The following is a 24,823-nucleotide window of genomic DNA, read 5'->3' as shown; positions in this document are numbered from 1 at the left end:
CGAAATTAACCACCCGCTTTCATCAGTTGCTTGTGGGCGTCCAGCATTTGCTTCATCTCTTTTGGCCCCTGATAACCCGGGATCATGCTGCCGTTGCTCAGGACAATCGCCGGCGTCCCCTGCACGCCAAACTGCACGCCCAGGTTGTAGTGATTAGCCAGGTTGATGTCGCAGCTTGCCGGTGCCACATCGCCGCCCTTCATTGCGGCATCGAACGCTTTGTTACGGTCTTTGGCGCACCAGATGGACTTCATATCGCTTTCAGCCTGGCTCTGCAGTCCCTGACGCGGGAACGCCAGGTAACGCACGGTGATCCCCAGCGCGTTGTAGTCGCTCATCTCTTCGTGCAGCTTGTGGCAGTAGCCGCAGGTGATGTCGGTGAACACCGTAATCACGTGCTGCTCCTTCGGCGCTTTGTAGACGATCATCTCTTTTTCAAGCGCGTTCAGCTTGCCGATCAGCAGTTGGTTAGTCACGTTCACCGGCTGGGCGCCGCTCACGTCGTAAAGCGGCCCCTGAATCACATGTTTGCCGTCTTCGGTGACGTAGAGCACGCCGCTGTCGGTCAGCACGGTTTTCATTCCGGCAACCGGAGCAGATTGAATGTCTGCGCCCTGCACGCCGAGCTTCGCCAGGGATTGTTTAATGGCGGCGTCATCCGCGTGGGCAAAACCGGAAACAGAAGCGGCCAGCAGCGAAAGCAGCCAAAAACCTTTTTTCATGAGGATTCCTTTTTCTCTTGTGGCACTCACGCTCGAGGGTGGTGCTGTTGATGCAGCTGACGTAAACGCGCAGTCGCTACATGTGTATAAATTTGTGTGGTGGACAAATCGCTATGGCCCAGCAGCATCTGTACGACACGGAGATCCGCACCATGGTTCAGCAAGTGTGTGGCAAAAGCGTGGCGCAGCACGTGCGGAGACAGTTTTTCGCTGTCGATGCCCGCCAAAACAGCATAGTGCTTAATGCGGTGCCAGAAGGTTTGCCGCGTCATCTGCTGTGCGCGATTGCTGGGGAACAGCACGTCCAGCGACTGCCCGTTCAACAAGTCCGGGCGGCCATACTTCAGGTACTCTTCAATCCAGTACACGGCTTCTTCGCCAAGCGGCACCAGACGTTCTTTATTGCCTTTACCGATGACTCGCACCACGCCCTGCCGCAGGCTGATATCGCTCATGGTGAGCCCGACCAGCTCCGACACGCGAAGCCCGGTCGCGTACAAAACTTCAAGCATCGCTTTATCGCGTAGCTCAATAGGCTGGTCGGTACAGGGCGACTGTAACAGCCGTTCAACCTGCGCCTCGCTTAAATCTTTCGGCAAACGCTGCGGCAGTTTGGGCGATGAAAGCAACGCGCTAGGGTCGTCTTCGCGCATTTTTTCACGATACAGATACTGAAATAACCGCCGCATGGCGCTAAGCAACCGCGCAGAACTGGTGGCTTTATAACCGCCCTCAATACGCTCCGCAAGCAATCCCTGTAGGTCCGAAGCCTGAACGGTCAAAAAACTGAGCTGATGACGCTCCAGCCACTCTGCCACCATCGTGAGATCGCGGCGATAAGAACTGAGCGTATTTTCAGCCAGGTTTCTCTCCAGCCACAGCGCATCCAGAAATTGTTCTATACGGGCCTTATCCTGTTCCACGCGTCACTCCCGGTTTGGCGAATTGTGTCCATTATGCATGATGGCGAGTGGGATCTGGTACACTTGGCCCTCTGCACGCTATTAAAATGAGTTTTTATTGTTATGAACATTGGTCTTTTTTACGGCTCCAGCACCTGCTACACCGAAATGGCGGCCGAAAAAATTCGCGACATTATTGGCCCAGAATTGGTGACGCTGCATAACCTGAAAGACGATGCCCCGGCCTTGATGGAACAGTATGACGTTCTGATCCTCGGCATCCCGACCTGGGATTTTGGCGAGCTGCAGGAAGACTGGGAAACCGTCTGGCCGCAGTTAGATGAGCTGAATCTGGAAGGCAAACTCGTGGCGCTGTACGGCATGGGCGACCAGTTGGGCTACGGTGAGTGGTTCCTGGATGCGCTAGGTATGCTGCACGACAAGTTAGGCCCGCGTGGGGCGCAGTTCATTGGCTACTGGCCAACCGAAGGCTATGAATTTACCAGCCCAAAACCGGTGATTGCCGACGGGCAGCTGTTTGTCGGCCTCGCGCTGGATGAAACCAATCAGTACGACCTGAGCGACGAACGGATTGAAACCTGGTGCGAGCAAATCCTTGGCGAAATGGCCGAGCGTTTCGCCTAAATCTGCCCGCTTCCGCTCGCCTGTTGTTGCATCAGCAGGCGACGTAAATCACGCCATTCGCCGATGTCCATGCTGTCAGCGGCCAGCCAAAGATGCTGGCAACGCTGTTTACCGGGCCGACGCAGTCTTAGCATCGCACCGCTGTCAATCATCCACGGATTCCCGACGATGTCCCAGTCACGCCCCTGCCAGCGCAGGCGAAAGTCCGTCAGCAGCTTGATTTCGCCCTGACGTGCGTGAATGCGGCGCTGGCTACGCACGCTGTCGAAAACCACCAGGGAAAGCAGCAGCATCCAGACGAGCGTATAGCTCATCGGCCACGGCGTGAGCAGCACAAGCAGTGCCACCAGACCGTGGAGAAGCAATGAAAGCCACTGCGCGCGCCAGGAAACCCGGAGATCAGATTGCCACAGGACCACGTTCTTTATTCCGTGTCTGAATCAGGCTAACCATACGCTGAAGTTCCGTATCCGCAGGTTTACCGTGGTTCATCAACCAGTTAAACAGGTCAGGATCGTCAGACTCCAGCAGGCGGACAAACAGCTGCTTGTCGCTGTCGCTAAGCGTTTCATATTCATGTTCGAAGAACGGCATAATCGAAATATCGAGCTCGCGCATTCCACGGCGGCATGCCCAGTGAATTCGGGCTTTATTATTGATATCCATGTGCTCTTTCCTGCTTGACCATCAAGTTGGGTACCGAGTTAGTGTAACGTGTTTTCGTCAGCGGGATTACCGGAATGTTTTATTGTGCGCACTTTCCCGGCACAAAGCGCTGTAACAGCATCGATTGCACCAGATTCTCCGAGGCTGCTCGTAAACGCACGAATGGCGTTATCAAACTGCTTGCATTGCCCTCAGGCTCTTTTACCATTGAGAAATTAAACCGTTGGATAACCCGGGATCTTTGTTATGGCTTTTAATCCGTTTCCTCCTCGCCAGCCCAGTGCCGCCGCCCGTCTGCCGCTGACGCTGATGACGCTTGATGACTGGGCTCTTATCACCGCCGTGGGCGCAGACGCTGAGAAATATCTTCAGGGTCAGGTCACCGCTGACGTGGCTAAACTTGATGCAGGCCAGCACCTGTTGTGCGCTCATTGCGATGCCAAAGGCAAGATGTGGAGCAACCTGCGCCTGTTCCATCGCGGTGAAGGCTTTGCCTTTATTGAGCGCCGCAACCTGCGTGACGCACAGCTAACGGAGCTAAAGAAATATTCCGTCTTTTCCAAAGTCACCTTCAATGCGGATGATGCCAGCGTCCTGCTTGGCCTGGCTGGCTTCCAGGCACGTTCTGCGCTTGCTGCCGTCTTCGAAACGCTGCCGGATGAACAAACCCAGGTTGTACAGCAGGGCGCAACAACATTGCTGTGGCTGAACCTGCCTGCGGAACGCTTCCTGATTGTTACCGATGAAGAAACGGCGCAGCGCCTGACGGAGAAACTGCGCGGAGAAGCACAGCTCAACGACAGCCAGCAGTGGCTGACGCTGGATATCGAAGGCGGTTTGCCGGTTATTGATAGCGTGAACAGCGCGCAATTTATTCCTCAGGCGACCAACCTTCAGGCGCTGGACGGGATCAGCTTTAAAAAAGGCTGCTACACCGGGCAGGAAATGGTCGCCCGAGCCAAGTTCCGCGGGGCGAACAAACGAGCCCTCTGGCTGCTGGCCGGTACCGCAAGCCGCGTGCCTGAAGCAGGCGAAGATCTTGAGCTGCAGATGGGTGAGAACTGGCGTCGTACCGGCACCATATTGGCCGCCGGGCGGCTAGAAAATGGCCGTCTTGTGGTGCAGGCCGTAATGAATAACGATCTTGAGCCGGACAGCGTTTTACGCGTGCGTGACGATGCCAGCAGCAGGCTGGCGCTTGAGCCACTGCCTTATTCTCTGGAAGAAAAATAATCAAACGCTGAGCCCCCTATATAGGGGGCTTTGTTTTATCGCGGGTTAAGCGTTTTAGCGGATATAGAGATAAATCGCGAGGAAGTGACAAACGCTGCCGCCCAGCACAAACCCGTGCCAGATAGCATGGTTGTAAGGAATGCGTTTGCAGACGTAGAAAATAACCCCAAGCGAATAAACGATGCCGCCAATCGCCAGTAGCGTCACGCTGCCCGGCGCCAGTTTGACCACCATCTGGTAGATAACCACCAGCGACAGCCAGCCCATCAGCAGATAGGTCACCAGCGACAGCACCTTAAACCGGTGGGCGATAGTGAGCTTGAACAGGATCCCGGCCAGCGCCAGGCTCCAGATAACAATCATCAGCCCTTTTGACAGCGGCGAGTTGAGCCCCACCAGTAAAAAAGGCGTGTAGGTACCGGCAATCAGCAGGTAGATGGCGCAATGGTCGAACTTTTTCAACCATCGTTTAGCCCGCTCGTGCGGGATGGCGTGGTAGAGCGTTGAGGCAAGAAACAGCAGGATCATGCTGCCGCCGTAAAGACTGTAGCTGGTAATCGCCGTCACGCTGGCGTTGGCGTCAACCGCCTGCACCAGCAGCAATACCAGGCCAACGATGCCGAACACCAGCCCAATACCGTGGCTGATGCTGTTGGCTACTTCCTCAGCCAGAGAATATCCATGCGCGATAAGTGGTTTGCGAGCCATCTGGCTCCTCCCGGAGATATAGAAGAATAAAGCAGCATCACTAGCCTAACTGAGAATGATTCCAGTGAACACATGTAAGCTAAAATAAATGTGTGAGCGCCTGTGACGACCTCGGTTCGTCAGTCTGGATGATTTCTTTTACAATCAAACGACAGCGTAAAAAACAGGAAAAAACACGATGCAACAGGCATTTGGCGAGATGAGTGAGGTCATCCATTTTTTGATGGAGATCGATAAGCTCAAGCTGGTTCAGCGCCGTACCAAAATCATCGGCCATGAACGCCATGAGAATTCCGCGGAGCACAGCTGGCATTTTGCCCTGGCGGCGATGAGCCTTGCGCCCTGGGCCAGGGAAGACGTGAATATTCAGCGAGTGATTCAGATGGCGCTGCTGCATGACATCGTGGAGATCGACGTTGGCGATGTGCTGGTTTACGACATTGCCGCCCGTGAAGCCATAGCCGACAAAGAAGCCGCGGCCGCTAGCCGCCTGTTTGGTTTATTACCCGCGCCACAGGGGCCACAATTCCTTGCGCTGTGGGAAGAATATGAGTCGGGCACCAGCCCTGATGCTCGTTTTGCCGGAGCGCTGGATCGTATTTTGCCTATCCTGCTGAATCTGCATAACGAAGGGCAAAGCTGGCGGGAGAATAATATTTCCCTGCAGCAGGTATTAACCCGTAACGCACAGGTGGGAGAAAGCTGGCCGGAATTATGGCAACATGTCGAGCGCCAATTATATCTGGCACACGAGAAAGGCTGGCTGCGTTAGCCCTGGCCGTTAGCAAAAGTCGACTCAGCAGGAAGAGAGAGTATGTTTACCCACGCGGCAATCGCCAACCTGAACGGTCTGGAAATGATGGTCTACAACTTTGTCATTAAAAACAAAGACAAAGTGATGTACATGACCATCCGTGAGCTGGCAGATGCCGCAGGCGTCTCCACCACCACCGTGCTGCGTTTTTGCCGCAAGCTCAACTGTGAGGGGTATTCCGAGTTTCGCGTTCGCTTTAAATTATATCTGGAGCAAACGGAATCTCAGCCAGCTAATTTCGGCAGCAGCGAAATCATCAGCTTTTTTAAAAGCACCAATAACGAAGAATTTGATACTCTCATCGACCACGCGGTAGATATTATATGTTCATCTGAGCGTATTATTTTTGTCGGTGCGGGAACTTCAGGTGCATTAGCAAAATACGGCGCACGCTTCTTTTCTAACGTCGGTAAATTCAGTAACCATATCGACGATCCTTATTTTCCGGTTACCAACGATATGGCACGTAACGCGCTGGCTATTGTACTTTCGGTTTCCGGCGAGACGGAAGAGATCTTACGCTTTGCCAGCCAGTTCAGCCTTCACCACTGTAAAGTGATGTCTATCACCAGCCATGAGAACTCGTCGCTGGCTAAGTTAGCCGACTTTAATATTTCCTGGCATATTCCACCGGTACGTATTGCCGGGGTTTATGACATCACTACACAAATTCCCGTTATTTATATTCTTGAAACCATTGGCCGCCGTCTGGCAAAAAGAATGCTATAAAAAACACCCTGTTTTTTATTTGTGACAAATCACAATTCACGCTATTTGTTATATCGTGACAATCCCATTTCATTTGTTAGACTCGAAAACAGAAATAATACATTCAGCGCCACAGTGTGATTCAACGCACATTATTTCCTGCGCTAACGATGAGATGAAATAATATGAAACAACTGAAGTTACCGAAGGACTTTTTATGGGGCGGCGCGGTTGCCGCTCACCAGGTAGAAGGCGGCTGGAACAAAGACGGTAAAGGCCCAAGCATTTGTGACGTACTGACGGGAGGCGCCCACGGCGTGCCTCGTGAGATTACTCAGCAGGTTGTACCCGGTAAATATTATCCGAACCATGAAGCAATTGATTTTCATGGCCGCTACAAAGAAGACATCAAGCTTTTCGCCGAAATGGGCTTCAAGTGCTTCCGCACCTCGATTGCCTGGACCCGTATTTTCCCTAATGGCGACGAACTGCAGCCTAATGAAGCCGGCCTGAAGTTCTACGATGACATGTTCGATGAGCTGCTGAAGTACAACATCGAGCCGGTTATCACCCTCTCCCACTTCGAAATGCCGCACCATCTGGTCACCGAATACGGCGGCTGGACCAGCCGTAAAGTGGTCGATTTCTTTGTTCGTTTCGCCGAGGTCGTGTTCGAGCGCTACAAGAGCAAAGTGAAGTACTGGATGACGTTTAACGAAATCAACAACCAGCGTAACTGGCGCGCGCCGCTGTTCGGCTACTGCTGCTCTGGCGTGGTTTACACCGAGCACGACAACCCGGAAGAGGTGATGTACCAGGTGCTGCACCACCAGTTTGTGGCGAGCGCAATGGCGGTGAAAATCGGCCACCGCATCAACCCGGAAATGAAGATTGGCTGCATGCTGGCGATGGTGCCGCTGTACGCCTTCTCCTGTAAGCCAGAAGATCAGATGTACGCCCAGGAGTCGATGCGCGAGCGTTACGTGTTTACCGACGTGCAGCTGCGTGGCTATTACCCTTCTTACGTGCTGAACGAGTGGGAACGCCGCGAATTCAACATCAAAATGGAAGCCGGTGACGAGCAGATCCTGCGCGAGGGTGTTTGCGATTACCTCGGGTTTAGCTACTACATGACTAATGCCGTTCAGGCCGAGGGCGGCAGCGGCGATGCACTTTCCGGCTTCCAGGGCAGCGTGCCGAACCCGCATGTCAAAGCCTCCGACTGGGGCTGGCAGATTGACCCGGTTGGCCTGCGCTATGCGCTGTGCGAACTGTATGAGTGTTATCAGAAGCCGCTGTTCATCGTAGAAAACGGCTTTGGCGCTTACGACAAGGTCGAAGCCGACGGCTCCATCAACGATGACTACCGTATTGATTACCTGCGTGCTCACGTTGAAGAATTGAAAAAAGCCGTGACCTACGATGGAGTGGACCTGATGGGCTATACGCCATGGGGCTGCATCGACTGTGTGTCATTTACCACCGGCCAGTACAGCAAGCGCTACGGCTTTATCTACGTGAACAAACACGACGACGGCACCGGCGATATGTCTCGCTCCCGTAAAAAGAGCTTCAACTGGTACAAAGAAGTGATCGCCAGCAACGGCGAGAATCTCTAAGTAGAAGGCGCCGTTATGGCGCCTTTGTTGTTTAAACGGGCAGGCCAAACCGGAAACAGGCTCCGCGCTGCGGCAGGTCGACCAGGGAAATATCGCTGCCGTGAAGCTGCAGCATCTGTCGGACGATCATCAGGCCAAGCCCGCCGACCCTGAGCCGGGACTGATGCACAATCGATGGCCTTACAAACAGCCCTTCTTTGAGCTCCTGCGGAATACCCGGCCCGCTGTCGCTGACCTGCACCATCACTTTATCCAGCTCTTTCCATAGCCGGACCGAAATCACGCCTTTGTCCGGCGTATGGCGGATCGCGTTGTCCAACAGATTGGTCAGCACACGCTCAATCATGCTGACATCGGCTTCAATCAGCGGCAATCCAGGCTGGATGTCAGCCAAAAGCTCAAGTTGGCGAGTCTGCGCCGGTAGCTCAAATTTCTGGAAAACATCCTGCAGCAGTTCGCTGATAGAGAAACTCTCCTTGTGCGGCTTCACCACGCCATATTCCAGGCGGGCCAGCTCAAACAGCGACTGCGCCAGCGCGCCCACCTTCTGGCTTTGCGCGAGGGCGATATCCAGATAACGTTTTTTATCGGCCTCGCTCAGGGTGGCCGACATTACCGACAGGCTTTCAAGATAGCCATGCAGCGACGTCAGCGGAGTGCGCAGGTCATGAGATATATTGGCGATAAACTCGCGCCGCAGCTGATCCTGCTGCGTCAGGCTGTGCCACTGCTCGGAGATTCTCCCCGCCATAGCAATCACCCCGTGACGGAGTTGGGCAAGCTCATCCCCGTCCTGCTGTGGATTTTGCGGGAGCGCCGCCATCGCCTGCATTTCTGCCATACCACCCGATTCCAGGGCCTTAACGTGCTGCGAAAGTTCGCGTAGCGGGCGCGTGATCCAACGGAACGCCAGGCCGCCAACCACCAGCCCCAGCACGCAGATCAGGCTCAACAACAGCAGGCTGAGCTTCAGGACAGCATCAAACTGGGCGCTGTTGGCGAGCTGATTATAGGTTTCCCCCAGCAATACCACGTACAAATAGCCTTCCAGCTTGCCGTCGCGCAGCATCGGCGCCACGCTAAATACCTTTTGCCCATCAAGGCTGCGTGGGTCATCGCCGTAAAGCGGGAACTTATCGCCTTTCAGCGCGGCCTGAAGCGGCGCGAGATCGACCTGATGACGCTTTATATGCCCATCCGGAGCCGCATCACCAATAATGTTGCCTTGCTTATCCAGCAGGTAAACCTCCACGCTGGGATTCACCGCCATCAGGTGATCGAACAGCGTTCGCACCGAGTCTTTGTTCAGCCCATCCTGCCCAAGCAGCGGGTAGCTTTGGTTGATGTGCTGAGCCAGGTCACCGGAAAGTTGCTGGATAACGGCCTGGCTGTACTGCGTGCTGGTACGAACCTGCAGCCAGCCCAAAAAGGCGCAGGCGGTCAGCAGCAGCACGGCAAAAACCAGCGTCAGGCGCCGGGAAAGCGTAAGAATTCGCATAGGGTTACTCACGTATCAGGGCGGTAAATTTGTAGCCTTTACCCCACACGGTGCGGATGAAATTCGGCTCCGCCGGGTTGTCTTCAATCTTAATGCGCAGCCGGTTGATATGGGTGTTAACGGTGTGCTCGTAGCCTTCGTGCTGATAGCCCCAGACCTGGTTGAGCAGATTCAGCCGCGAAAACACTTTGTCCGGATTGCGGGCGAAGAAATAGAGCAGGTCGAACTCACGCGGAGTTAGCTCCACCGGCAGTTGGTTAAGGCGAACGTCTCTGGCCAGAGGGTCAATAGAAAGCGGGCCAAAGGTCAAAGTCCCGGCATCTATCTTAAGGTTCTGGCTCATGGCCTCCTGGCGGCGGAACAGCGCCTTCACGCGGGCCACCAGCTCAAGCATTGAAAACGGTTTTGCCAAATAATCGTCCGCGCCCAGCTCAAGCCCAAGCACGCGGTGCGTTTCGCTGGAGCGGGCGCTGATCATGATAATCGGCGTGTAGCGCGTCATGCTTCTGGCAAAACGGCAAATCTCGAGGCCATCGACGCCGGGCAGCATCAAATCGAGGATTAGTGCATCCCAGCCGCCCTGTCTCAGCTTTTCCAGCCCGACATTGCCGTCGGCGGCATGAACGATTTCAAAGCCTTCTTCCCGCAGATGCAGTTGCAAAAGCTCGGCGATATTCTCGTCGTCTTCCACGATTAAGATTTTTTTTGCCTGATTCACTTTGTCCGTCCCCACACGCCTGGCATAGCCAAAGTTTACACAACTCGCGTCGGTTAAGTTGTCACATTTAATTTAACTTTGCGTGAGGCAATCGGGAACAAATCCGGCCAATACTCGCTGCATCGAATCACGAGGAAGCCGGACGATGGAAAGCTCAACGCTGCATACCGCCCCACCGCTCATTCACCCTTTATGGCTGAGGCTCTGCCACTGGCTGAATGCGCTGGCGATGCTGATTATGGTCACCAGCGGCTGGCGCATTTATAACGCCTCTCCGCTGTTTAATTTTCAGTTTGCCAATGAACTTACCCTCGGCGGCTGGCTGGGCGGCGCGCTGCAGTGGCACTTCGCCGGGATGTGGCTGTTTGCGGTCAACGGCATGATTTACCTGCTGTGCAATCTCTTCAGCGGCCGCTTCAGGCAGAAATACTGGCCTCTTTCACCTCGTGAATTCTTCCAGGATGCCTTTGCGGCGCTGCGGGGGAAATTAGCCCACGCCGACCTCAGCCATTACAACATGGTGCAAAAGGCGGCCTATCTGTTCGTTATCGCCGACAGCCTGCTGCTGGTTGTTTCCGGCCTTGTCGTGTGGAAATCCGTGCAGTTTGCCCTGCTGCGAGAATTGCTTGGCGGCTACGACACGGCGAGGTTTATCCACTTTTATGCCATGTCCGCGATGATCGGTTTCGTGGTGGTTCATCTACTGATGGTGGCGCTGGTACCCCGCACGTTGCTCGCCATGCTCCGTGGCCGTTGAGGAAGAAACATGAGCGATAAAAACGAGATCATTAAAGAAGCGACACAGCTGATTAATAAGCAGCTCACCCAGGAAGGCCGCCGTCGTTTTTTAAAGCAGGGCTTAACGCTCGGCGGCATCGCGATGCTAACCGGCTGCGATATCAGCGATAACGCCACGATTGAAAGCTCGCTCGGCAAGATTTCACGTTTTAACGACCGCATTCAGGCCTGGCTGTTTAACGGCAGCCAGCTGGCACCGGTTTACCCGGAAAGCATGATCGACCTTAACTTCCCGTTTAACGCTTTCTACGGCGAGGATGAAGCGCCGGATATCAACGGCGACAGCTATCGCCTTGAGCTTGCCGGGCTGATTACCGACAAGCGCCCCTGGACCCTGGCGCAGCTTCACCAGATGGCGCAGGTGAGCCAGGTGACTCGCCACATCTGCGTTGAAGGCTGGAGCGCCATCGGCAAGTGGGGCGGCGTGCCCTTTGCCCTGTTCCTGAAAGGTATTGGCGCGGATCTGCGGGCTAAATACGTCAGCTTTAAATGTGCGGATGACTACTACACCAGCATCGATATGGCTACTGCGCTGCACCCGCAAACGCTGATTGCTTTAACCTGGGATGGCAAAGTCCTGCCGCGCAAATACGGCTACCCGATGAAACTGCGCATCCCAACCAAACTCGGCTACAAGAACCCGAAACATATTCAGGTTATTGAAGTCACTAATCGCTACCCCGGCGGCTACTGGGAAGACCAGGGCTATAACTGGTTCGGCGGTAGTTAATTCTCTGTATCTCACTGTGAACGTAAGGAATCAAAAAATGAAAAAGATCTACGCTGCCCTGCTGTGCTCCACCATGCTGTTCGGGATTGCCGGTGCCAACGCGGCCGACTCGATGAGCAAAGATTCTATGGCCAAAGACGGCATGGGCAAAATGACCCATACCTGTAAAGACGGCATGAACAAGGACGGCATGAAGAAAGACTGCATGTCCAAAGATGGGATGAAGAAAGACGGCATGAGCAAAGACCATATGGGCAAAGACGGTATGGCTAAAGACAGCATGAGCAAGCAATAAGCCTTACGCTACGCCAGTCTCACCCTCTTCTGGCGTAGCGATCTTATTTCCCACCTGCCGCATCAATAAACGTACCGGTCACGTAAGAAGCCTTCTCGCTCAGCAGCCAAACAATGGTTTCTGCTATTTCTTCCGGCTGGCCGCCGCGCTGCATCGGCAATGCCGTTTTCACCCGATCGACTCGCCCCGCTTCTCCGCCGGAGGCATGCATTTCGGTATAAATAAAGCCAGGCCGCACGCCGTTCACGCGGATGCCCTGCGCGGCAACTTCAACCGCCAGCCCGGTGGTCAAAGTATCGACCGCGCCTTTTGACGCCGCATAGTCCACATATTCTCCCGCGGCCCCTAACCGGGATGCCGCAGAGGAAACGTTAACAATCGCCCCGCCTTCCCCGCCGTGTCGGTATGCCATGCGTTTCACCGCTTCCCGGCAGCAGAGAAAATATCCGGTAACGTTAGTCGTCAGCACGCGGTTAATACGCTCCGCCGTCAGATTTTCAATCGTCGATTGTTGAAACAGGATCCCGGCATTGTTCACCAGCGCGGTCACCGGCCCAAACGCGTTATCGATTTCAGCAAACATCGCCATCACCTGAAGCTCATCGGCGATATCCGCCCGCAGCGCCAGCGCTTCGCCGCCGCTGGCGACAATCGTACTCACCACTTCATCCGCAGCCTGCTTATTGCGAAGGTAGTTAACCACAACTTTATAGCCATGCCGGGCCAGTAAAAGCGAGGTGGCTTTGCCGATTCCCCGGCTGCCGCCGGTGACCAGAGCTATCTTCATGCGACTCTCCAGAAACAAGAAAGGGCACCGAAGTGCCCGTCATCAAGTTGTTAAAACTATTCGTACTCGCTCATCGGCACGCAGGAGCAGAACAGGTTACGGTCGCCGTAAACGTCATCGAGGCGCTTCACGGTTGGCCAGTATTTGTTGCCGTGGCCTGCCGGGAACACAGCCAGCTCGCGGGTGTACGGATGCGCCCACTCGGCAACGATTTCGTCCTGAGTGTGCGGCGCGTTCACCAGCGGGTTGTCTTCCAGCGTCCATTCGCCGGCTACCACGCGGTCAATTTCGCTGCGGATAGAGAGCATGGCTTCGATGAAGCGGTCCAGCTCCACTTTACCTTCGGATTCGGTCGGCTCAACCATCAGCGTGCCCGCCACCGGGAACGACATGGTTGGCGCATGGAAGCCGAAGTCGATCAGGCGCTTGGCGATGTCCAGCTCGCTGATACCGGTTTCTTCTTTCAGCGGACGAATATCCAGAATACATTCGTGAGCCACGCGGCCGTTCGCGCCGGTGTACAGCACCGGGTAAGCGGACTTGAGGCGAGTCGCGATGTAGTTGGCGTTCAGAATCGCCACGGAGCTGGCTTTCTTCAGGCCATCCGCGCCCATCATGCGGATGTACATCCAGCTGATTGGCAGGATAGAGGCACTGCCGAACGGAGCCGCGGAAACCGCGCCCTGCTGGGTCAGCATCTCTTCAATCTGCACCACGCTGTGGCCCGGCACAAACGGAGCCAGATGTGCTTTCACGCCGATTGGGCCCATGCCCGGGCCGCCACCGCCGTGTGGAATACAGAAGGTTTTGTGCAGGTTGAGGTGCGAAACATCTGCGCCAATGTAGCCCGGCGTGGTGATCCCGACCTGGGCATTCATGTTCGCCCCGTCCAGGTACACCTGGCCGCCGAACTGGTGAACAATCTGGCAAACTTCGCGGATGGTTTCTTCATACACGCCGTGGGTCGACGGGTAGGTCACCATGATGCAGGAGAGCGCTTCGCCAGCCTGTTCGGCTTTAGCACGCAGATCCTGCAGATCGATGTTGCCTTGTTTATCACAGGCCACAACGATCACTTCCATGCCCGCCATCTGCGCGGAGGCCGGGTTGGTACCGTGCGCGGAGCTTGGGATCAGGCAGATATTACGACTGCCTTCGTTGCGGCTTTCGTGGTAGCGGCGGATAGCCAGCAGGCCTGCATATTCGCCCTGCGCGCCGGAGTTCGGCTGCATGCAAAGCGCGTCATAACCGGTCAGCTTCACCAGCCAGTCGGACAGCTGGGCAATCATCTGATGATAACCTTCAGCCTGGTTTGCCGGGCAGAACGGATGCAGTTCAGCAAATTCCGGCCAGGTGATCGGGATCATTTCGGCGGCGGCGTTCAGCTTCATGGTGCAGGAACCGAGCGGGATCATCGCCTGGTTGAGCGCCAGGTCTTTGCGTTCCAGAGAGTGCATGTAGCGCATCATCTCGGTTTCGCTGTGATAACGGTTAAAGACCGGGTGAGTCAGAATTTCGTCGTCGCGCAGCATCGGCGCTGGAATGGATTTGCTGTCGTTGGCAACGTCGCGATCCAGCTTGTCGATGTCCAGGCCGTGAGCATCGCCCAGCAGCACGTCGAACAGGGCCACAACGTCTTCACGGGTGGTGGCTTCATCAAGGGTGATGCCCACCGCGTTCAGGATGTCGCTGCGCAGGTTGATTTCACGCGCTTCGGCACGCGCCAGCACGGCGGCTTTATCGGCAACTTCAACACAAAGGGTGTCGAACCAGTGCTTGTGGCGCAGGACCAGGCCTTTCTGCTGCAGGCCAGCGGCCAGAATGTCGGTCAGGCGGTGAATGCGGCCTGCAATGCGCTTCAGCCCGGCCGGGCCGTGGAAGACCGCATACAGGCTGGCAATGTTCGCCAGCAGAACCTGAGAAGTACAGATATTGGAGTTCGCTTTCTCGCGGCGGATATGCTGCTCACGGGTTTGCATCGCCATGCGCAGTGCGGTGCGGCCGGCGGCATCGCGGGAGACGCCGATAATACGGCCAGGCATGGAACGCTTAAATTCGTCACGTGCGCCGAAGAACGCCGCGTGCGGGCCGCCGTAACCCATCGGTACGCCAAAGCGCTGTGCGGAACCGAACACGATGTCCGCGCTTTGTTTGCCCGGTGCGGTCAGCATGACCAGCGACATAAAGTCTGCGGCAACGCTCACGACCACTTTGCGCTGTTTCAGCTCGGCAATCAGCGCGGTGTAATCATGCACTTCACCGGTAGTGCCAACCTGCTGCAGGAGCACGCCAAACACATCCTGGTGATCCAGCACTTTCGCTGCGTCATCAACAATGACGTCAAAACCGAAGGTTTCCGCACGGGTGCGCACAACGTCCAGCGTTTGCGGGTGAACGTCAGATGCCACGAAGAAGCGGTTAGCGTTTTTCAGCTTGCTGACGCGTTTGGCCATCGCCATAGCTTCTGCCGCCGCGGTGGCTTCATCAAGCAGCGAAGCAGAAGCGATGTCCATGCCGGTCAGGTCAAGCGTGACCTGCTGGAAGTTCAGCAGCGCTTCAAGACGGCCCTGAGAAACTTCCGGCTGATAAGGCGTGTAGGCGGTGTACCAGCCCGGGTTTTCCAGCATGTTACGCAGAATCACCGGCGGCGTTTGTACCGCGGTGTAACCCATGCCAATGTAAGTTTTGAAGCGTTTATTGCGGCTGGCGATGGCTTTTAATTCAGCCAGCGCGGCAAATTCGGTCGCAGCGGCGCCAATCTGAGGCGGCTCGGCAAGCTGAATGTCCTGCGGAACGATGCTGGTGATCAGGTCGTTGAGCGTCTTCGCCCCGACGGTGTCCAGCATTTCTTGCTGCTGCTGCGCGTTCGGGCCAATGTGACGGTCGATAAACGCTTCGTGATTCTCTAACTGACGTAAAGACTGGGTCATGAGCGGTGATTCCTGAAATGTTTTCCCCTCTCGCTGGGGAGAGGGGTTTAAAAATTACTCGTCTTCTAACAGCGCTTCATAGGCAGAAGCATCCAGCAGCGCGGCAACCTGTGCTTCGTCGCTGGCTTTAATTTTGAAGATCCAGCCTTCGCCGTAAGGCTCGCTGTTGACCAGTTCCGGGCTGTCGCTCAGCGCGTCGTTAACCGCGACGATTTCACCGCTGATTGGGGCGTAGATGTCAGAAGCCGCTTTCACGGATTCGGCAACGGCACAATCATCGCCGGCAGAAACGGTGGCACCCACTTCAGGCAGGTCCACAAACACCATGTCGCCCAGCAGTTCCTGCGCGTGTTCGGTGATGCCCACGGTGTAGCTGCCGTCAGCTTCTTTACGCAGCCATTCGTGCTCTTTGCTGTATTTCAGTTCGTTCGGCACATTGCTCATTGTTTTCTCCTGATACCTGATTTCAAAATTTAAAGCGCAACCGGCTTACCGGCGCGAACAAAAATAGGTTTGGTGACTTTGACCGGCATTTCGCGGTTGCGGATCTGCACAATCGCCGTTTCACCGATGCCGGCCGGTACGCGGGCCAGCGCAATGCTATAACCGAGCGTAGGCGAGAAGGTGCCGCTGGTGATCGCCCCTTCATGGATATTGCCCTGCGCGTCGGTAAACCGTACCGGCAGCTCATTACGTAATACGCCTTTTTCGGTCATGATCAAGCCAACCAGCTGCTCAGTGCCGCTGGCGCGCTGCGCTTCCAGCGCTTCACGGCCGATGAAATCACGATCTTCCGGCTGCCAGGCGATAGTCCAGCCCATATTGGCAGCCAGCGGAGAAACACCTTCGTCCATATCCTGGCCGTAGAGGTTCATACCCGCTTCAAGCCGCAGCGTGTCGCGAGCGCCCAGCCCGCAAGGCTTAACGCCGGCTTCAACCAGCTGCGCCCAGAACTCTGCGGCCTTTTCGTTAGGCATCGCAATTTCATAGCCCGCTTCGCCGGTGTAGCCGGTCGTGGCGATGAACAAATCGCCGGACTGCACGCCAAAGAACGGCTTCATGCCTTCAACGGCTTTACGTTGTTCTTCGCTAAACAGCGTGGCGGCTTTAGCCTTCGCGTTCGGGCCCTGAACGGCAATCAGCGACAGGTCATCGCGCACGGTGACGGACACGCCATACGTTTCGGCATGCTGGTTAATCCAGGCAAGGTCTTTTTCACGGGTGGCGGAGTTAACAACGAGGCGGAAGCTGTCTTCGGTGAAGAAGTAGATAATCAGGTCATCAATTACGCCGCCGGAAGCATTAAGCATGGCGGTGTAAAGCGCTTTACCTGGCTGAGTCAGTTTGGCGACGTCATTGGCGACCAAATAACGCAGGAATTCGCGGGTACGGCTGCCCTGCAGGTCGACGATGGTCATGTGGGAAACGTCGAACATACCGGCGTCGGTGCGTACCGCGTGGTGTTCATCAATTTGTGAGCCGTAGTGCAGCGGCATCATCCAGCCGTGGAAATCAACCATGCGGGCGCCACAAAGCGTGTGCTGTTCAAATAAGGGGGTCTGTTGAGTCATCTTTTCCTCTTTAACCATCTGGTTGCAAAGCGGATTTGGCTTTGCCAACCGTCAGACGAAACCCGGCACCGCCACCGTTCCCCGATAGCGACGCAAACGTTACCTTTGACCTGAACTTACCACCGAACGGGGGCGTAAACCATAAGCGAAAAACGGTCATTGCATTAGCTTATGACCAAAATGGGAGAGGAAGTGTGCAGAGTAATTCACTGAAAAAATGCGATACACCCCACATTAACAGCAGGTATTTAATGTCGAATTTAGCACTAGCTAACATTTACGACCATTTCAGAAACAAATTAACTACATCGCTAAAATTGTAAGATTAGAAAATGTAATCCGAGATTTGTCCTGAGATTAGAATATTTCAAACGAGGGCGAAGGTGCCCTTCCCGGTCATCGGGAAGGGAAATGTGACGGGGTTATCACTTAGAGATTCAACGTAGCCACGACGGCAGATCTTGCAGCCCCATAGCCTGACGGATCAGCTGGGGCTTCACGCCCGGCAGCGTGTCGGCCAGCTTCAGGCCGATATCCCGCAGCAGCTTTTTCGCCGGGTTGCTGCCGGCAAACAGGTCGCGGAACCCCTGCATGCTGGCAAGCATGACCGCCGCACTGTGCTTGCGGCTGCGTTCATAGCGGCGCAGATAAAGATGCTGCCCGAAGTCTTTGCCCTCAAGATTCAGGCGACGGATTTCGGCAATCAATTCTGCGGCATCCATAAAGCCCAGGTTGACGCCCTGCCCGGCCAGCGGATGAATGGTATGGGCGGCATCGCCCACCAGCGCCAGGCGATGACCGGCAAAGCTGCGGGCATAACGCCCCGTCAGCGGGAAGACGCGGCGCTCGCTTTCCACGGTGCACAGCCCGAGGCGCATATTAAAGGCTACGGAAAGCGCCTGATTAAAGGCTTCATCGTCCACCTGCTGCATACGCGCCGCTTCTTCCGGCGGCAGCGACCAGACAATCGAGCATAGATGCGGATCAGAGAGCGGCAGAAACGCCAGAATACCTTCTCCGTGAAACGCCTGCCTGGCGACAGCCTGATGCGGTTCGGCGGTGCGAATCGTTGCCACCAGCGCGTGGTGATTGTAGTCCCAGAACGTCAGCGGAATGTCTGCTTTATCGCGCAGCCAGGAGTTGGCACCATCAGCGCCGACGACCAGCCGTGCGGTCAGCATCGCGCCGTCTTTGAGGGTCAGAAACGCTTCGTTTTCGCCCCAGGCGACCTGGTTAATTTCCGCCGGTGCCATCAGGGTGATATCGCTGCATTGCTCCGCCCGCTGCCAAAGCGCCTGGTGGATCACCGAGTTTTCAATGATGTGCCCAAGATGGCTGAAACCAAAGCTCTTGTCGTCAAAGGCGATTTGCCCGAAGCTGTCTCGCTCCCAGACTTCCATCCCGTGATAGCAGCTGGCCCGCTCGCTAATTTTTGGCCACACGCCAAGGTGCGTCAGCAGTTTTTCACTGGCCGCATTGATCGCCGAAACACGCAGTTCAGGCGCGGCATCAGGCGCAAGCGGCTGAGGAAGGTGGCTTTCAATGACCGCAACGCGCAGGCCGCTGCCCTGGAGCCCACAGGCTACCGCCAGCCCCACCATGCCGCCGCCGACAATCGCCACATCTACGCTTTGCAAATTGACTCTCCTTTAACGCGCCACCCAACCCAGGGTGCGCTGAGCCAGCACGTCTCGTGCCGGGGTAAAATGTTCCATCGCCATCAGGCCAAGATTACGGCCCGCCACCAGCGGTGCCCAGCGGTTAGCAAACAGCTGAACCAGCCCGTCGGTAACGCCAATGGTCGCGGCTTTATCTGCGGCACGACGCTGCTGCCAGGCCGCAAGCACCGGGAAGCTGCCAACATCGGTGCCTGTGGCGTGCGCCTGTGCTAATCCTTCGGCCAAAGACATGACGTCACGCAGGCCGAGGTTAAAGCCCTGACCGGCTATTGGATGCAGCGTTTGCGCGGCATTACCGACCAGCGCCAGGCGATGAGAAACTGTCTGCGAGGCCGTCGTCAGCGCCAGCGGATAGTGATGGCGCACGCCCGCATGGGTAATTTTCCCGAGCCGCCAGCCAAAGGCACGCTGCAGCTGCTGGCAAAACTCGGCTTCGCTCCAGCTTTCAACTTCTGCACGAGCCTCCAGCGCGTGGCACCACACCAGCGAACAGCGCCCGTCAGACATCGGCAGCATGGCAATCGGCCCGTGCTCGGTAAAGCGCTCAAACGCCCGCCCATTATGGGGCTCGGAGGTGGTGACGTTGGCGATGACTGCAACCTGATGATAGCTTTGCGGCTGCCAGGTCACGCCGCACTGCGCGGCAAGCTTAGAGCGAGTGCCATCCGCCGCGACCAGCACGTTACCCTGCAGCTCGACGCCATTATCCAGCACAACGTTTACGCGATGTTCATTCCGGGAGAAAGACGCCACACGTTGTGGACAATGCAGCGTTACGCCCGGCGCCTTACGCAGCAGGCCAAACAGGCGCAGCCCGATGTCATGCAGCTCCACCACATGCCCGAGCGCATCAATCTGATAATCTTCCGCTTCAAGCGTGACAAACCCGGCGTGGCCCCGATCGCTAACGTGCACGGTTTTAATCGCCGTTGAACAGTCGGCAATAGCAGGCCAGATACCAATGCGGTCAAGCTGTTGGCAGGTGCCTTTTGCTAACGCAATTGCGCGAGCATCAAACCCCGGATGCGCGGTGGAATCCGGCGCTACGGCTTCAATCAGGCTAACCGGTAGCTTGCCGCGAGTGAACGTTGAGATAGCCAGCGCAAGCGTCGCCCCGGCCATCCCGCCGCCAACAATGATTACGCTCATTGCTGACGCGCCGCAGCCATCAGCGCTTCGATATCGTCTGCCGATTTCACCACGCTGGCGGTCAGATTTTCATTGCCGTCTTTGGTGATAACGATATCGTCCTCAATGCGGATGCCAATGCCACGGTACTGCGCAGGCACGTCCGCATCCGGCGCGATATAAAGCCCCGGCTCAACGGTAATAACCATGCCCGGCTCGAGCACGCGCGACTTGTCCTGGCCGTAAGAGCCAACGTCATGAACGTCGAGCCCCAGCCAGTGGCTCAGGCCATGCATAAAGAAGGCGCGGTGAGCATTGCTGGCAATAAGCTGATCGACATCGCCTTTGAGAATGCCCAGTTTCACCAGCCCTTTAACCATGATGCGTACGACTTCCGCCGTCACTTCCTGCATGGAGGTGCCTGGACGGTAGAGTTTTAGCGAAGTTTCGAGGGATTCCAGGACAATGTCGTAAATCTCACGCTGTGCCGGGCTGAACTTCCCATTGACCGGGAAGGTACGCGTGATGTCTCCGGCATAGCTTTGGTATTCACATCCGGCGTCAATCAGCACCAGATCGCCGTCGCGCAGCTCACTTTCGTTTTCGGTGTAATGCAGAATACAGCCGTTTTCACCGCCGCCGACGATGGTGGTGTACGAAGGATAACGCGCGCCGTGGCGAGTAAATTCGTGATGAATTTCCCCTTCGAGCTGATATTCAAACATTCCCGGACGGCAGGCCTGCATGGCACGAGTATGCGCCAGCGCGGTGATTTCCCCGGCGCGGCGCATAACTGCAATTTCCTCTTCTGATTTGAAGAGGCGCAGTTCGTGCACCGTCGGGCGCCAGTCCGTCAGCGTTGCTGGCGCGGCCAGGTTTTGACGCGAACCGCGACGTAGCTTATCCAGCGCGGCAAACACGATGCTGTCTGCGTATTCGTACTCGCCCTGTGCGTGGTAAACCACGTCCAGACCGTTTAACAGGAGGTGTAGCTGTTCGTCGATTTCCGTAAAGGCCAGCGCGCGATCCACACCCAGCTTCTGCGGTGCAGCTTCCTGGCCAAGTCGACGACCAGACCAGATCTCAGCGCTTTTATCCCGCACGCGGTTAAACAGCACGCTGTGGTTATGTGATGTGTCACTTTTAATGAGCACCAGCACCGCTTCCGGCTCGTTAAAACCGGTGAAGTACCAAAAATCGCTGCTCTGCCGATAGGCATACTCGCTATCCGCATTACGGATAACTTCGGGCGCGGTAAAGATAAGCGCAGCGCTGCCGGGGGCCATTTTAGCCAGTAACGCCTGACGGCGACGGAGAAATTCCTGCTGATTCATCACACCTCCTGACATTTTTATCGTTAGTGGAGCGTTGGCTTGCGTACCTCTGGTGCGGTCGGTGCCGCATGAGTAAAGGTGTCGTGGCACAGCAGTGCAGCAACACGTACATACTCAATAATCTCTTCGAGGGACATTTCCAGCTCTTCCTGATCTTCGTCCTCGTCATAGCCCAACTGGGCAATATTACGCAGATCGTCAATCGCTTCGCCGGTTTCGCCGGTGACTTTATCCAGCTTGCTCTGCATCACGCCGAGGCCCAACAGGAAGTGGTTTACCCAGCCGGAAAGCGCATCGGCACGATCGAAGACGGAGACATCATCCCCATCCGGCAGGTAAAGCTGGAACAGGAAGCCTTCGTCTTCCAGCGCGTCGCCAATGGCACCGTGCATATTACGCAACGGGTCCGCCAGATTCTGGCTAAAGGCGAGGCCTTCGTTAGTCAGGTCATGCAGCAGCGTTTGCCAGCTAGTATCGTTGTTACCGCCGCACAGCATGCCGCTGATTAAGCCGTGCATTTCTGCAGGCGTCAGGCCCACACCCTGTTGGTTCAAAAGTTGACCGACTAAGTCGTAGTCAGGCATTGCGTTCTGTATTGACATGCGCATTCGTCATCGTTGGCAGGAATAGTGTGTGTTATGCTACCACCAGGACCCCCGCAGATACCAGAAAAGGGCTTGTATCTTGATATCGGGATAGCTATAGTGGCGCCCCTTCCGCTACCGGGGCCGGTAGCGTTAAGGCAGGCGAGTAAACAGCAGGAAGGTAGCATGTCTGCACAACCAGTCGATATTCAAATTTTCGGTCGTTCATTGCGCGTGAATTGTCCGCCTGAACAACAGGATGCGCTGAATCAGGCTGCGGAAGAGCTGAATCAGCGGTTGCAAGATTTAAAAGTTCGCACTAGAGTCACAAATACCGAGCAGCTGGTCTTTATCGCAGCACTGAACATTTGCTACGAGCTGACTCAGGAAAAGTCGAAAACCCGTGACTACGCCGCCAACATGGAAGAGCGTATTCGGATGCTACAGCAGACCATCGAACAAGCATTGCTTGAGCAGGGTCGCATCGCAGACCGACAGGGTCCAAAGTTTGAATAACACTTCGCAGTTGACTATGGTAGAGTAACTTCGAAGACAAAATTTCTCTGAGATGTTTGCAAGCGGGCCAGTCCCCTGAGCCGATATTTCATACCACAAGAGTGTGGCGCTCCGCGGTTGGTGAGCATGCTCGGTCCGTCCGAGAAGCCTGAAAACCATGACGACACACTCACCTTGAACCAAGGGTTCAAGGGTTACAGCCTGCGGCGGCATCTCGGAGATTCCCTCTTTACTACCCAGACATCATGACGCATATCCCGTTAACCTCAACGCTTCGTCAGAACATTCGCCAGACAATCCGGCAGCGACGTCGGTCACTCACTCCCGCTGAACAACAAACTTTTGCCCTACAGGCCGCTGAACGCATGCTGGCGTTTGAGCCGGTTCTTCGCGCGAAAACCGTGGCGCTATTTCTTTCCTTCGACGGCGAGCTTGATACCACGCCGCTGATTGAAGCACTGTGGCAGGCGGGAAAAGAGGTTTACCTTCCGGTTCTTCACCCTTTCAGCGCCGGTAACCTGCTGTTTTTGCGCTACACGCCGCAAAGCAATCTGGTGATAAATCGCCTGAAAATTCTTGAACCTAAGCTGGATGTTCGCGACGTGTTGCCGCTGAACAGGCTGGACGTGCTGGTTACGCCTCTGGTTGCCTTTGATGAAACCGGACAGCGTTTGGGGATGGGCGGCGGGTTTTACGACAGAACGCTACAGAATTGGCACCAGCACGGCCTTTACCCGGTTGGCCTGGCTCACGATTGCCAGCAGGTGGATGCATTGCCAGTCGAGCAGTGGGATATCCCTTTACCAGCCGTAGTCACACCGTCGCGCCTCTGGCAGTGGTAATGCCCCTTCCCCATCAGAGAAAGAGGCAGCCTCGTCTATCAGTACAGCAGGCGGGCGCGGATGGTGCCCGGAATTGCTTTCATTGATTTCAGCGCTTTCTCCGCAACATCTTCCGGCGCATCAATATCAATCACGACGTAGCCCATGTGCGGCGTAGTCTGCAGGAACTGAGCGGCAATGTTGATGCCCTGCTCGGCAAAGATCTGGTTAAGCGCGGTCAGGATCCCCGGACGGTTCTCATGAATATGCAGCAGACGGCTGGTTGTACCCCCGTGCAGCGGCAGAGAAACTTCAGGGAAGTTAACCGCAGACAGCGTAGAGCCGTTATCAGAGTATTTCGCCAGCTTGCCCGCCACTTCCAGGCCAATGTTTTCCTGCGCTTCCTGAGTCGAGCCGCCGATGTGTGGCGTCAGGATAACGTTGTCGAACTCGCACAGAGGTGAGTTAAACGGATCGCTGTTAGTCGCAGGTTCGGTCGGGAAGACGTCGATGGCCGCACCGGACAGGTGTTTGCTGGACAGCGCGCCGCACAGAGCAGGAATATCCACCACCGTGCCGCGAGAAGCGTTGATCAGCAGCGAACCCGGCTTCATCAGCGCCAGTTCGTTAGTGCCAATCATGTTTTTGGTCGAGGCGTTTTCAGGCACGTGGAGACTCACCACATCGCTCATATTCAGCAGGTCGGAAAGATGCTGAACCTGAGTGGCGTTACCCAGCGGCAGCTTGTTCTCGATGTCGTAGAAGTAAACGTGCATTCCCAAAGATTCAGCCAGGATCCCCAGCTGCGTGCCGATGTGGCCGTAACCGATAATGCCCAGCTTTTTACCACGAGCCTCGTAAGAACCCACGGCCAGCTTGTTCCACACGCCACGGTGCGCTTTGGCGTTAGCCTCTGGAATACCGCGCAGCAGCAACAGCAGTTCGCCAATGACCAGCTCAGCAACGGAACGGGTGTTAGAGAACGGGGCGTTGAACACCGGAACCCCACGCTTCGCGGCGGCGTCCAGGTCAACCTGGTTTGTCCCAATGCAGAAACAGCCCACCGCCACCAGCTTCTCGGCTGCGGCAAAGATCTCTTCGGTCAAATGGGTGCGGGAACGCAGGCCAATGAAGTGAGCATCACGGATCGACTCTTTGAGCGCTTCGGAATCCAGCGCGCCTTTATGAAACTCAATGTTGGTGTATCCCGCCGCGCGAAGATTATCCACCGCTTTTTGGTGCACGCCTTCGACAAGCAGGAATTTAATTCTGTCTTTATCCAGTGATACTTTTGCCATTTCCCCGACCCTATTTCTGTGCTGTTGTGTTCGTTTCTGGGCGGTGATGCGCCACCGCCTATAAGTTACCCTTCTGTCAAAATATCAAAATCTACGTTTGGGGCAATATGAACGATTGC

26 protein-coding genes and 1 other RNA gene are annotated in these 24,823 nt (G+C 55.7%); 11 read left to right on the top strand and 16 right to left on the bottom strand.

What is annotated here, in order from left to right:
• Positions 1-5: 5 nt before the first annotated feature.
• Both dsbC and xerD read right to left on the bottom strand, forming a co-directional pair.
• On the bottom strand, positions 6-722 hold the full coding sequence (gene dsbC / locus JT31_RS15825) for a bifunctional protein-disulfide isomerase/oxidoreductase DsbC (RefSeq protein WP_038479165.1): 717 nt from the start codon (positions 720-722) through the stop codon (positions 6-8).
• Positions 723-748: 26 nt separating this feature from the next.
• A complete protein-coding gene (gene xerD, locus JT31_RS15820) occupies positions 749-1,645 on the bottom strand; it encodes a site-specific tyrosine recombinase XerD (RefSeq protein ID WP_038479160.1) in 897 nt (298 codons plus the stop codon).
• A gap of 102 nt (positions 1,646-1,747) precedes the next feature.
• Between xerD and fldB the strand changes: the two genes are divergently transcribed.
• Positions 1,748-2,269: a flavodoxin FldB gene (gene fldB / locus JT31_RS15815; RefSeq protein WP_038479157.1), complete on the top strand. Its 522-nt coding sequence runs from the start codon at positions 1,748-1,750 to the stop codon at positions 2,267-2,269.
• On the opposite strand, the gene JT31_RS15810 is transcribed toward fldB, so the two are convergent.
• Positions 2,266-2,688 carry a protein YgfX gene (locus JT31_RS15810; protein ID WP_038479154.1) on the bottom strand — a complete coding sequence of 141 codons (423 nt, stop codon included), beginning with the start codon at positions 2,686-2,688 and terminating at the stop codon, positions 2,266-2,268. The two genes, fldB and JT31_RS15810, sit on opposite strands and share 4 nt — an antisense overlap.
• Complete coding sequence (gene sdhE / locus JT31_RS15805; protein ID WP_038479151.1) at positions 2,669-2,935, bottom strand: FAD assembly factor SdhE; 267 nt, start codon at positions 2,933-2,935, stop codon at positions 2,669-2,671. Before sdhE ends, JT31_RS15810 begins: the two co-directional genes overlap by 20 nt.
• 246 nt (positions 2,936-3,181) lie before the next feature.
• On the opposite strand from sdhE, the gene ygfZ reads away from it, so the two are divergent.
• Positions 3,182-4,168: a tRNA-modifying protein YgfZ gene (ygfZ, locus tag JT31_RS15800; RefSeq protein ID WP_038479148.1), complete on the top strand. Its 987-nt coding sequence runs from the start codon at positions 3,182-3,184 to the stop codon at positions 4,166-4,168.
• A gap of 54 nt (positions 4,169-4,222) precedes the next feature.
• On the opposite strand, the gene trhA is transcribed toward ygfZ, so the two are convergent.
• Positions 4,223-4,876 carry a PAQR family membrane homeostasis protein TrhA gene (trhA, locus tag JT31_RS15795; RefSeq protein WP_038479145.1) on the bottom strand — a complete coding sequence of 218 codons (654 nt, stop codon included), beginning with the start codon at positions 4,874-4,876 and terminating at the stop codon, positions 4,223-4,225.
• A 178-nt stretch (positions 4,877-5,054) separates the two neighbouring features.
• Between trhA and JT31_RS15790 the strand changes: the two genes are divergently transcribed.
• From JT31_RS15790 to JT31_RS15780, 3 genes are all read left to right on the top strand, one after another.
• On the top strand, positions 5,055-5,648 hold the full coding sequence (locus JT31_RS15790; RefSeq protein WP_038479142.1) for an HD domain-containing protein: 594 nt from the start codon (positions 5,055-5,057) through the stop codon (positions 5,646-5,648).
• Between the two features lie 42 nt (positions 5,649-5,690).
• Positions 5,691-6,419, top strand: coding sequence for a MurR/RpiR family transcriptional regulator (locus JT31_RS15785; RefSeq protein WP_038479136.1), 729 nt, complete (start codon positions 5,691-5,693; stop codon positions 6,417-6,419).
• A gap of 164 nt (positions 6,420-6,583) precedes the next feature.
• Positions 6,584-8,017 (top strand): 6-phospho-beta-glucosidase, encoded by a 1,434-nt coding sequence (locus tag JT31_RS15780; RefSeq protein ID WP_038479133.1) that lies wholly within the window; start codon positions 6,584-6,586, stop codon positions 8,015-8,017.
• Between the two features lie 31 nt (positions 8,018-8,048).
• On the opposite strand, the gene JT31_RS15775 is transcribed toward JT31_RS15780, so the two are convergent.
• Together JT31_RS15775 and JT31_RS15770 are read right to left on the bottom strand one after the other, a co-directional pair.
• Positions 8,049-9,515: a sensor histidine kinase gene (locus JT31_RS15775; RefSeq protein ID WP_038479130.1), complete on the bottom strand. Its 1,467-nt coding sequence runs from the start codon at positions 9,513-9,515 to the stop codon at positions 8,049-8,051.
• Positions 9,516-9,519: 4 nt separating this feature from the next.
• Complete coding sequence (locus tag JT31_RS15770; protein ID WP_038483201.1) at positions 9,520-10,233, bottom strand: response regulator transcription factor; 714 nt, start codon at positions 10,231-10,233, stop codon at positions 9,520-9,522.
• A 145-nt stretch (positions 10,234-10,378) separates the two neighbouring features.
• Between JT31_RS15770 and JT31_RS15765 the strand changes: the two genes are divergently transcribed.
• The 3 genes from JT31_RS15765 to JT31_RS15755 are packed head-to-tail and all read left to right on the top strand — an operon-like array spanning position 10,379 to position 12,056.
• Positions 10,379-10,990 (top strand): cytochrome b/b6 domain-containing protein, encoded by a 612-nt coding sequence (locus JT31_RS15765; protein ID WP_038479127.1) that lies wholly within the window; start codon positions 10,379-10,381, stop codon positions 10,988-10,990.
• Between the two features lie 9 nt (positions 10,991-10,999).
• Positions 11,000-11,761: a molybdopterin-dependent oxidoreductase gene (locus JT31_RS15760; RefSeq protein WP_038479124.1), complete on the top strand. Its 762-nt coding sequence runs from the start codon at positions 11,000-11,002 to the stop codon at positions 11,759-11,761.
• Between the two features lie 37 nt (positions 11,762-11,798).
• The gene (locus JT31_RS15755; protein WP_038479121.1) at positions 11,799-12,056 is read left to right on the top strand and encodes a pentapeptide MXKDX repeat protein; all 258 of its coding nucleotides are present in this window, start codon (positions 11,799-11,801) and stop codon (positions 12,054-12,056) included.
• Positions 12,057-12,099: 43 nt separating this feature from the next.
• Here JT31_RS15755 and JT31_RS15750 read toward each other — a convergent pair whose 3' ends face one another.
• From JT31_RS15750 to JT31_RS15715, 8 genes are all read right to left on the bottom strand, one after another.
• Positions 12,100-12,843, bottom strand: coding sequence for an SDR family oxidoreductase (locus JT31_RS15750; RefSeq protein WP_038479117.1), 744 nt, complete (start codon positions 12,841-12,843; stop codon positions 12,100-12,102).
• A 56-nt stretch (positions 12,844-12,899) separates the two neighbouring features.
• Entirely contained in the window at positions 12,900-15,773 is a 2,874-nt protein-coding gene (gene gcvP / locus JT31_RS15745; protein WP_038479114.1) for an aminomethyl-transferring glycine dehydrogenase, read from the bottom strand.
• Between the two features lie 54 nt (positions 15,774-15,827).
• Positions 15,828-16,217, bottom strand: coding sequence for a glycine cleavage system protein GcvH (gene gcvH / locus JT31_RS15740; protein ID WP_008461608.1), 390 nt, complete (start codon positions 16,215-16,217; stop codon positions 15,828-15,830).
• Between the two features lie 29 nt (positions 16,218-16,246).
• The gene (gcvT, locus tag JT31_RS15735; RefSeq protein WP_038479111.1) at positions 16,247-17,344 is read right to left on the bottom strand and encodes a glycine cleavage system aminomethyltransferase GcvT; all 1,098 of its coding nucleotides are present in this window, start codon (positions 17,342-17,344) and stop codon (positions 16,247-16,249) included.
• A gap of 437 nt (positions 17,345-17,781) precedes the next feature.
• A complete protein-coding gene (ubiI, locus tag JT31_RS15730) occupies positions 17,782-18,981 on the bottom strand; it encodes an FAD-dependent 2-octaprenylphenol hydroxylase (protein WP_038479108.1) in 1,200 nt (399 codons plus the stop codon).
• 12 nt (positions 18,982-18,993) lie between these two features.
• Positions 18,994-20,172, bottom strand: a complete 1,179-nt coding sequence (ubiH, locus tag JT31_RS15725) for a 2-octaprenyl-6-methoxyphenyl hydroxylase (RefSeq protein ID WP_038479105.1) — start codon at positions 20,170-20,172, stop codon at positions 18,994-18,996.
• Positions 20,169-21,485 carry a Xaa-Pro aminopeptidase gene (gene pepP, locus JT31_RS15720; RefSeq protein ID WP_038479102.1) on the bottom strand — a complete coding sequence of 439 codons (1,317 nt, stop codon included), beginning with the start codon at positions 21,483-21,485 and terminating at the stop codon, positions 20,169-20,171. Before pepP ends, ubiH begins: the two co-directional genes overlap by 4 nt.
• Positions 21,486-21,508: 23 nt before the next feature.
• Entirely contained in the window at positions 21,509-22,087 is a 579-nt protein-coding gene (locus JT31_RS15715) for a YecA family protein (protein WP_144244050.1), read from the bottom strand.
• A 168-nt stretch (positions 22,088-22,255) separates the two neighbouring features.
• Between JT31_RS15715 and zapA the strand changes: the two genes are divergently transcribed.
• The 3 genes from zapA (at position 22,256) to JT31_RS15705 (ending at position 23,427) form a co-directional block, all read left to right on the top strand.
• Entirely contained in the window at positions 22,256-22,585 is a 330-nt protein-coding gene (gene zapA / locus JT31_RS15710; protein ID WP_038483197.1) for a cell division protein ZapA, read from the top strand.
• Between the two features lie 41 nt (positions 22,586-22,626).
• Positions 22,627-22,810: non-coding RNA, 6S RNA (gene ssrS, locus JT31_RS23235), on the top strand.
• Positions 22,811-22,830: 20 nt separating this feature from the next.
• Entirely contained in the window at positions 22,831-23,427 is a 597-nt protein-coding gene (locus tag JT31_RS15705; RefSeq protein ID WP_052049008.1) for a 5-formyltetrahydrofolate cyclo-ligase, read from the top strand.
• Positions 23,428-23,465: 38 nt separating this feature from the next.
• On the opposite strand, the gene serA is transcribed toward JT31_RS15705, so the two are convergent.
• Positions 23,466-24,704, bottom strand: coding sequence for a phosphoglycerate dehydrogenase (serA, locus tag JT31_RS15700; RefSeq protein ID WP_038479096.1), 1,239 nt, complete (start codon positions 24,702-24,704; stop codon positions 23,466-23,468).
• Positions 24,705-24,823: the final 119 nt, after the last annotated feature.

Origin of the sequence: Cedecea neteri (assembly GCF_000757825.1) — a bacterium.
GTDB classification, from domain to species: Bacteria; Pseudomonadota; Gammaproteobacteria; order Enterobacterales; family Enterobacteriaceae; genus Cedecea; species Cedecea selenatireducens.
The sequence above is the reverse complement of the archived record's forward strand: the minus strand, read 5'-3'. Positions and strand labels throughout refer to the sequence as shown.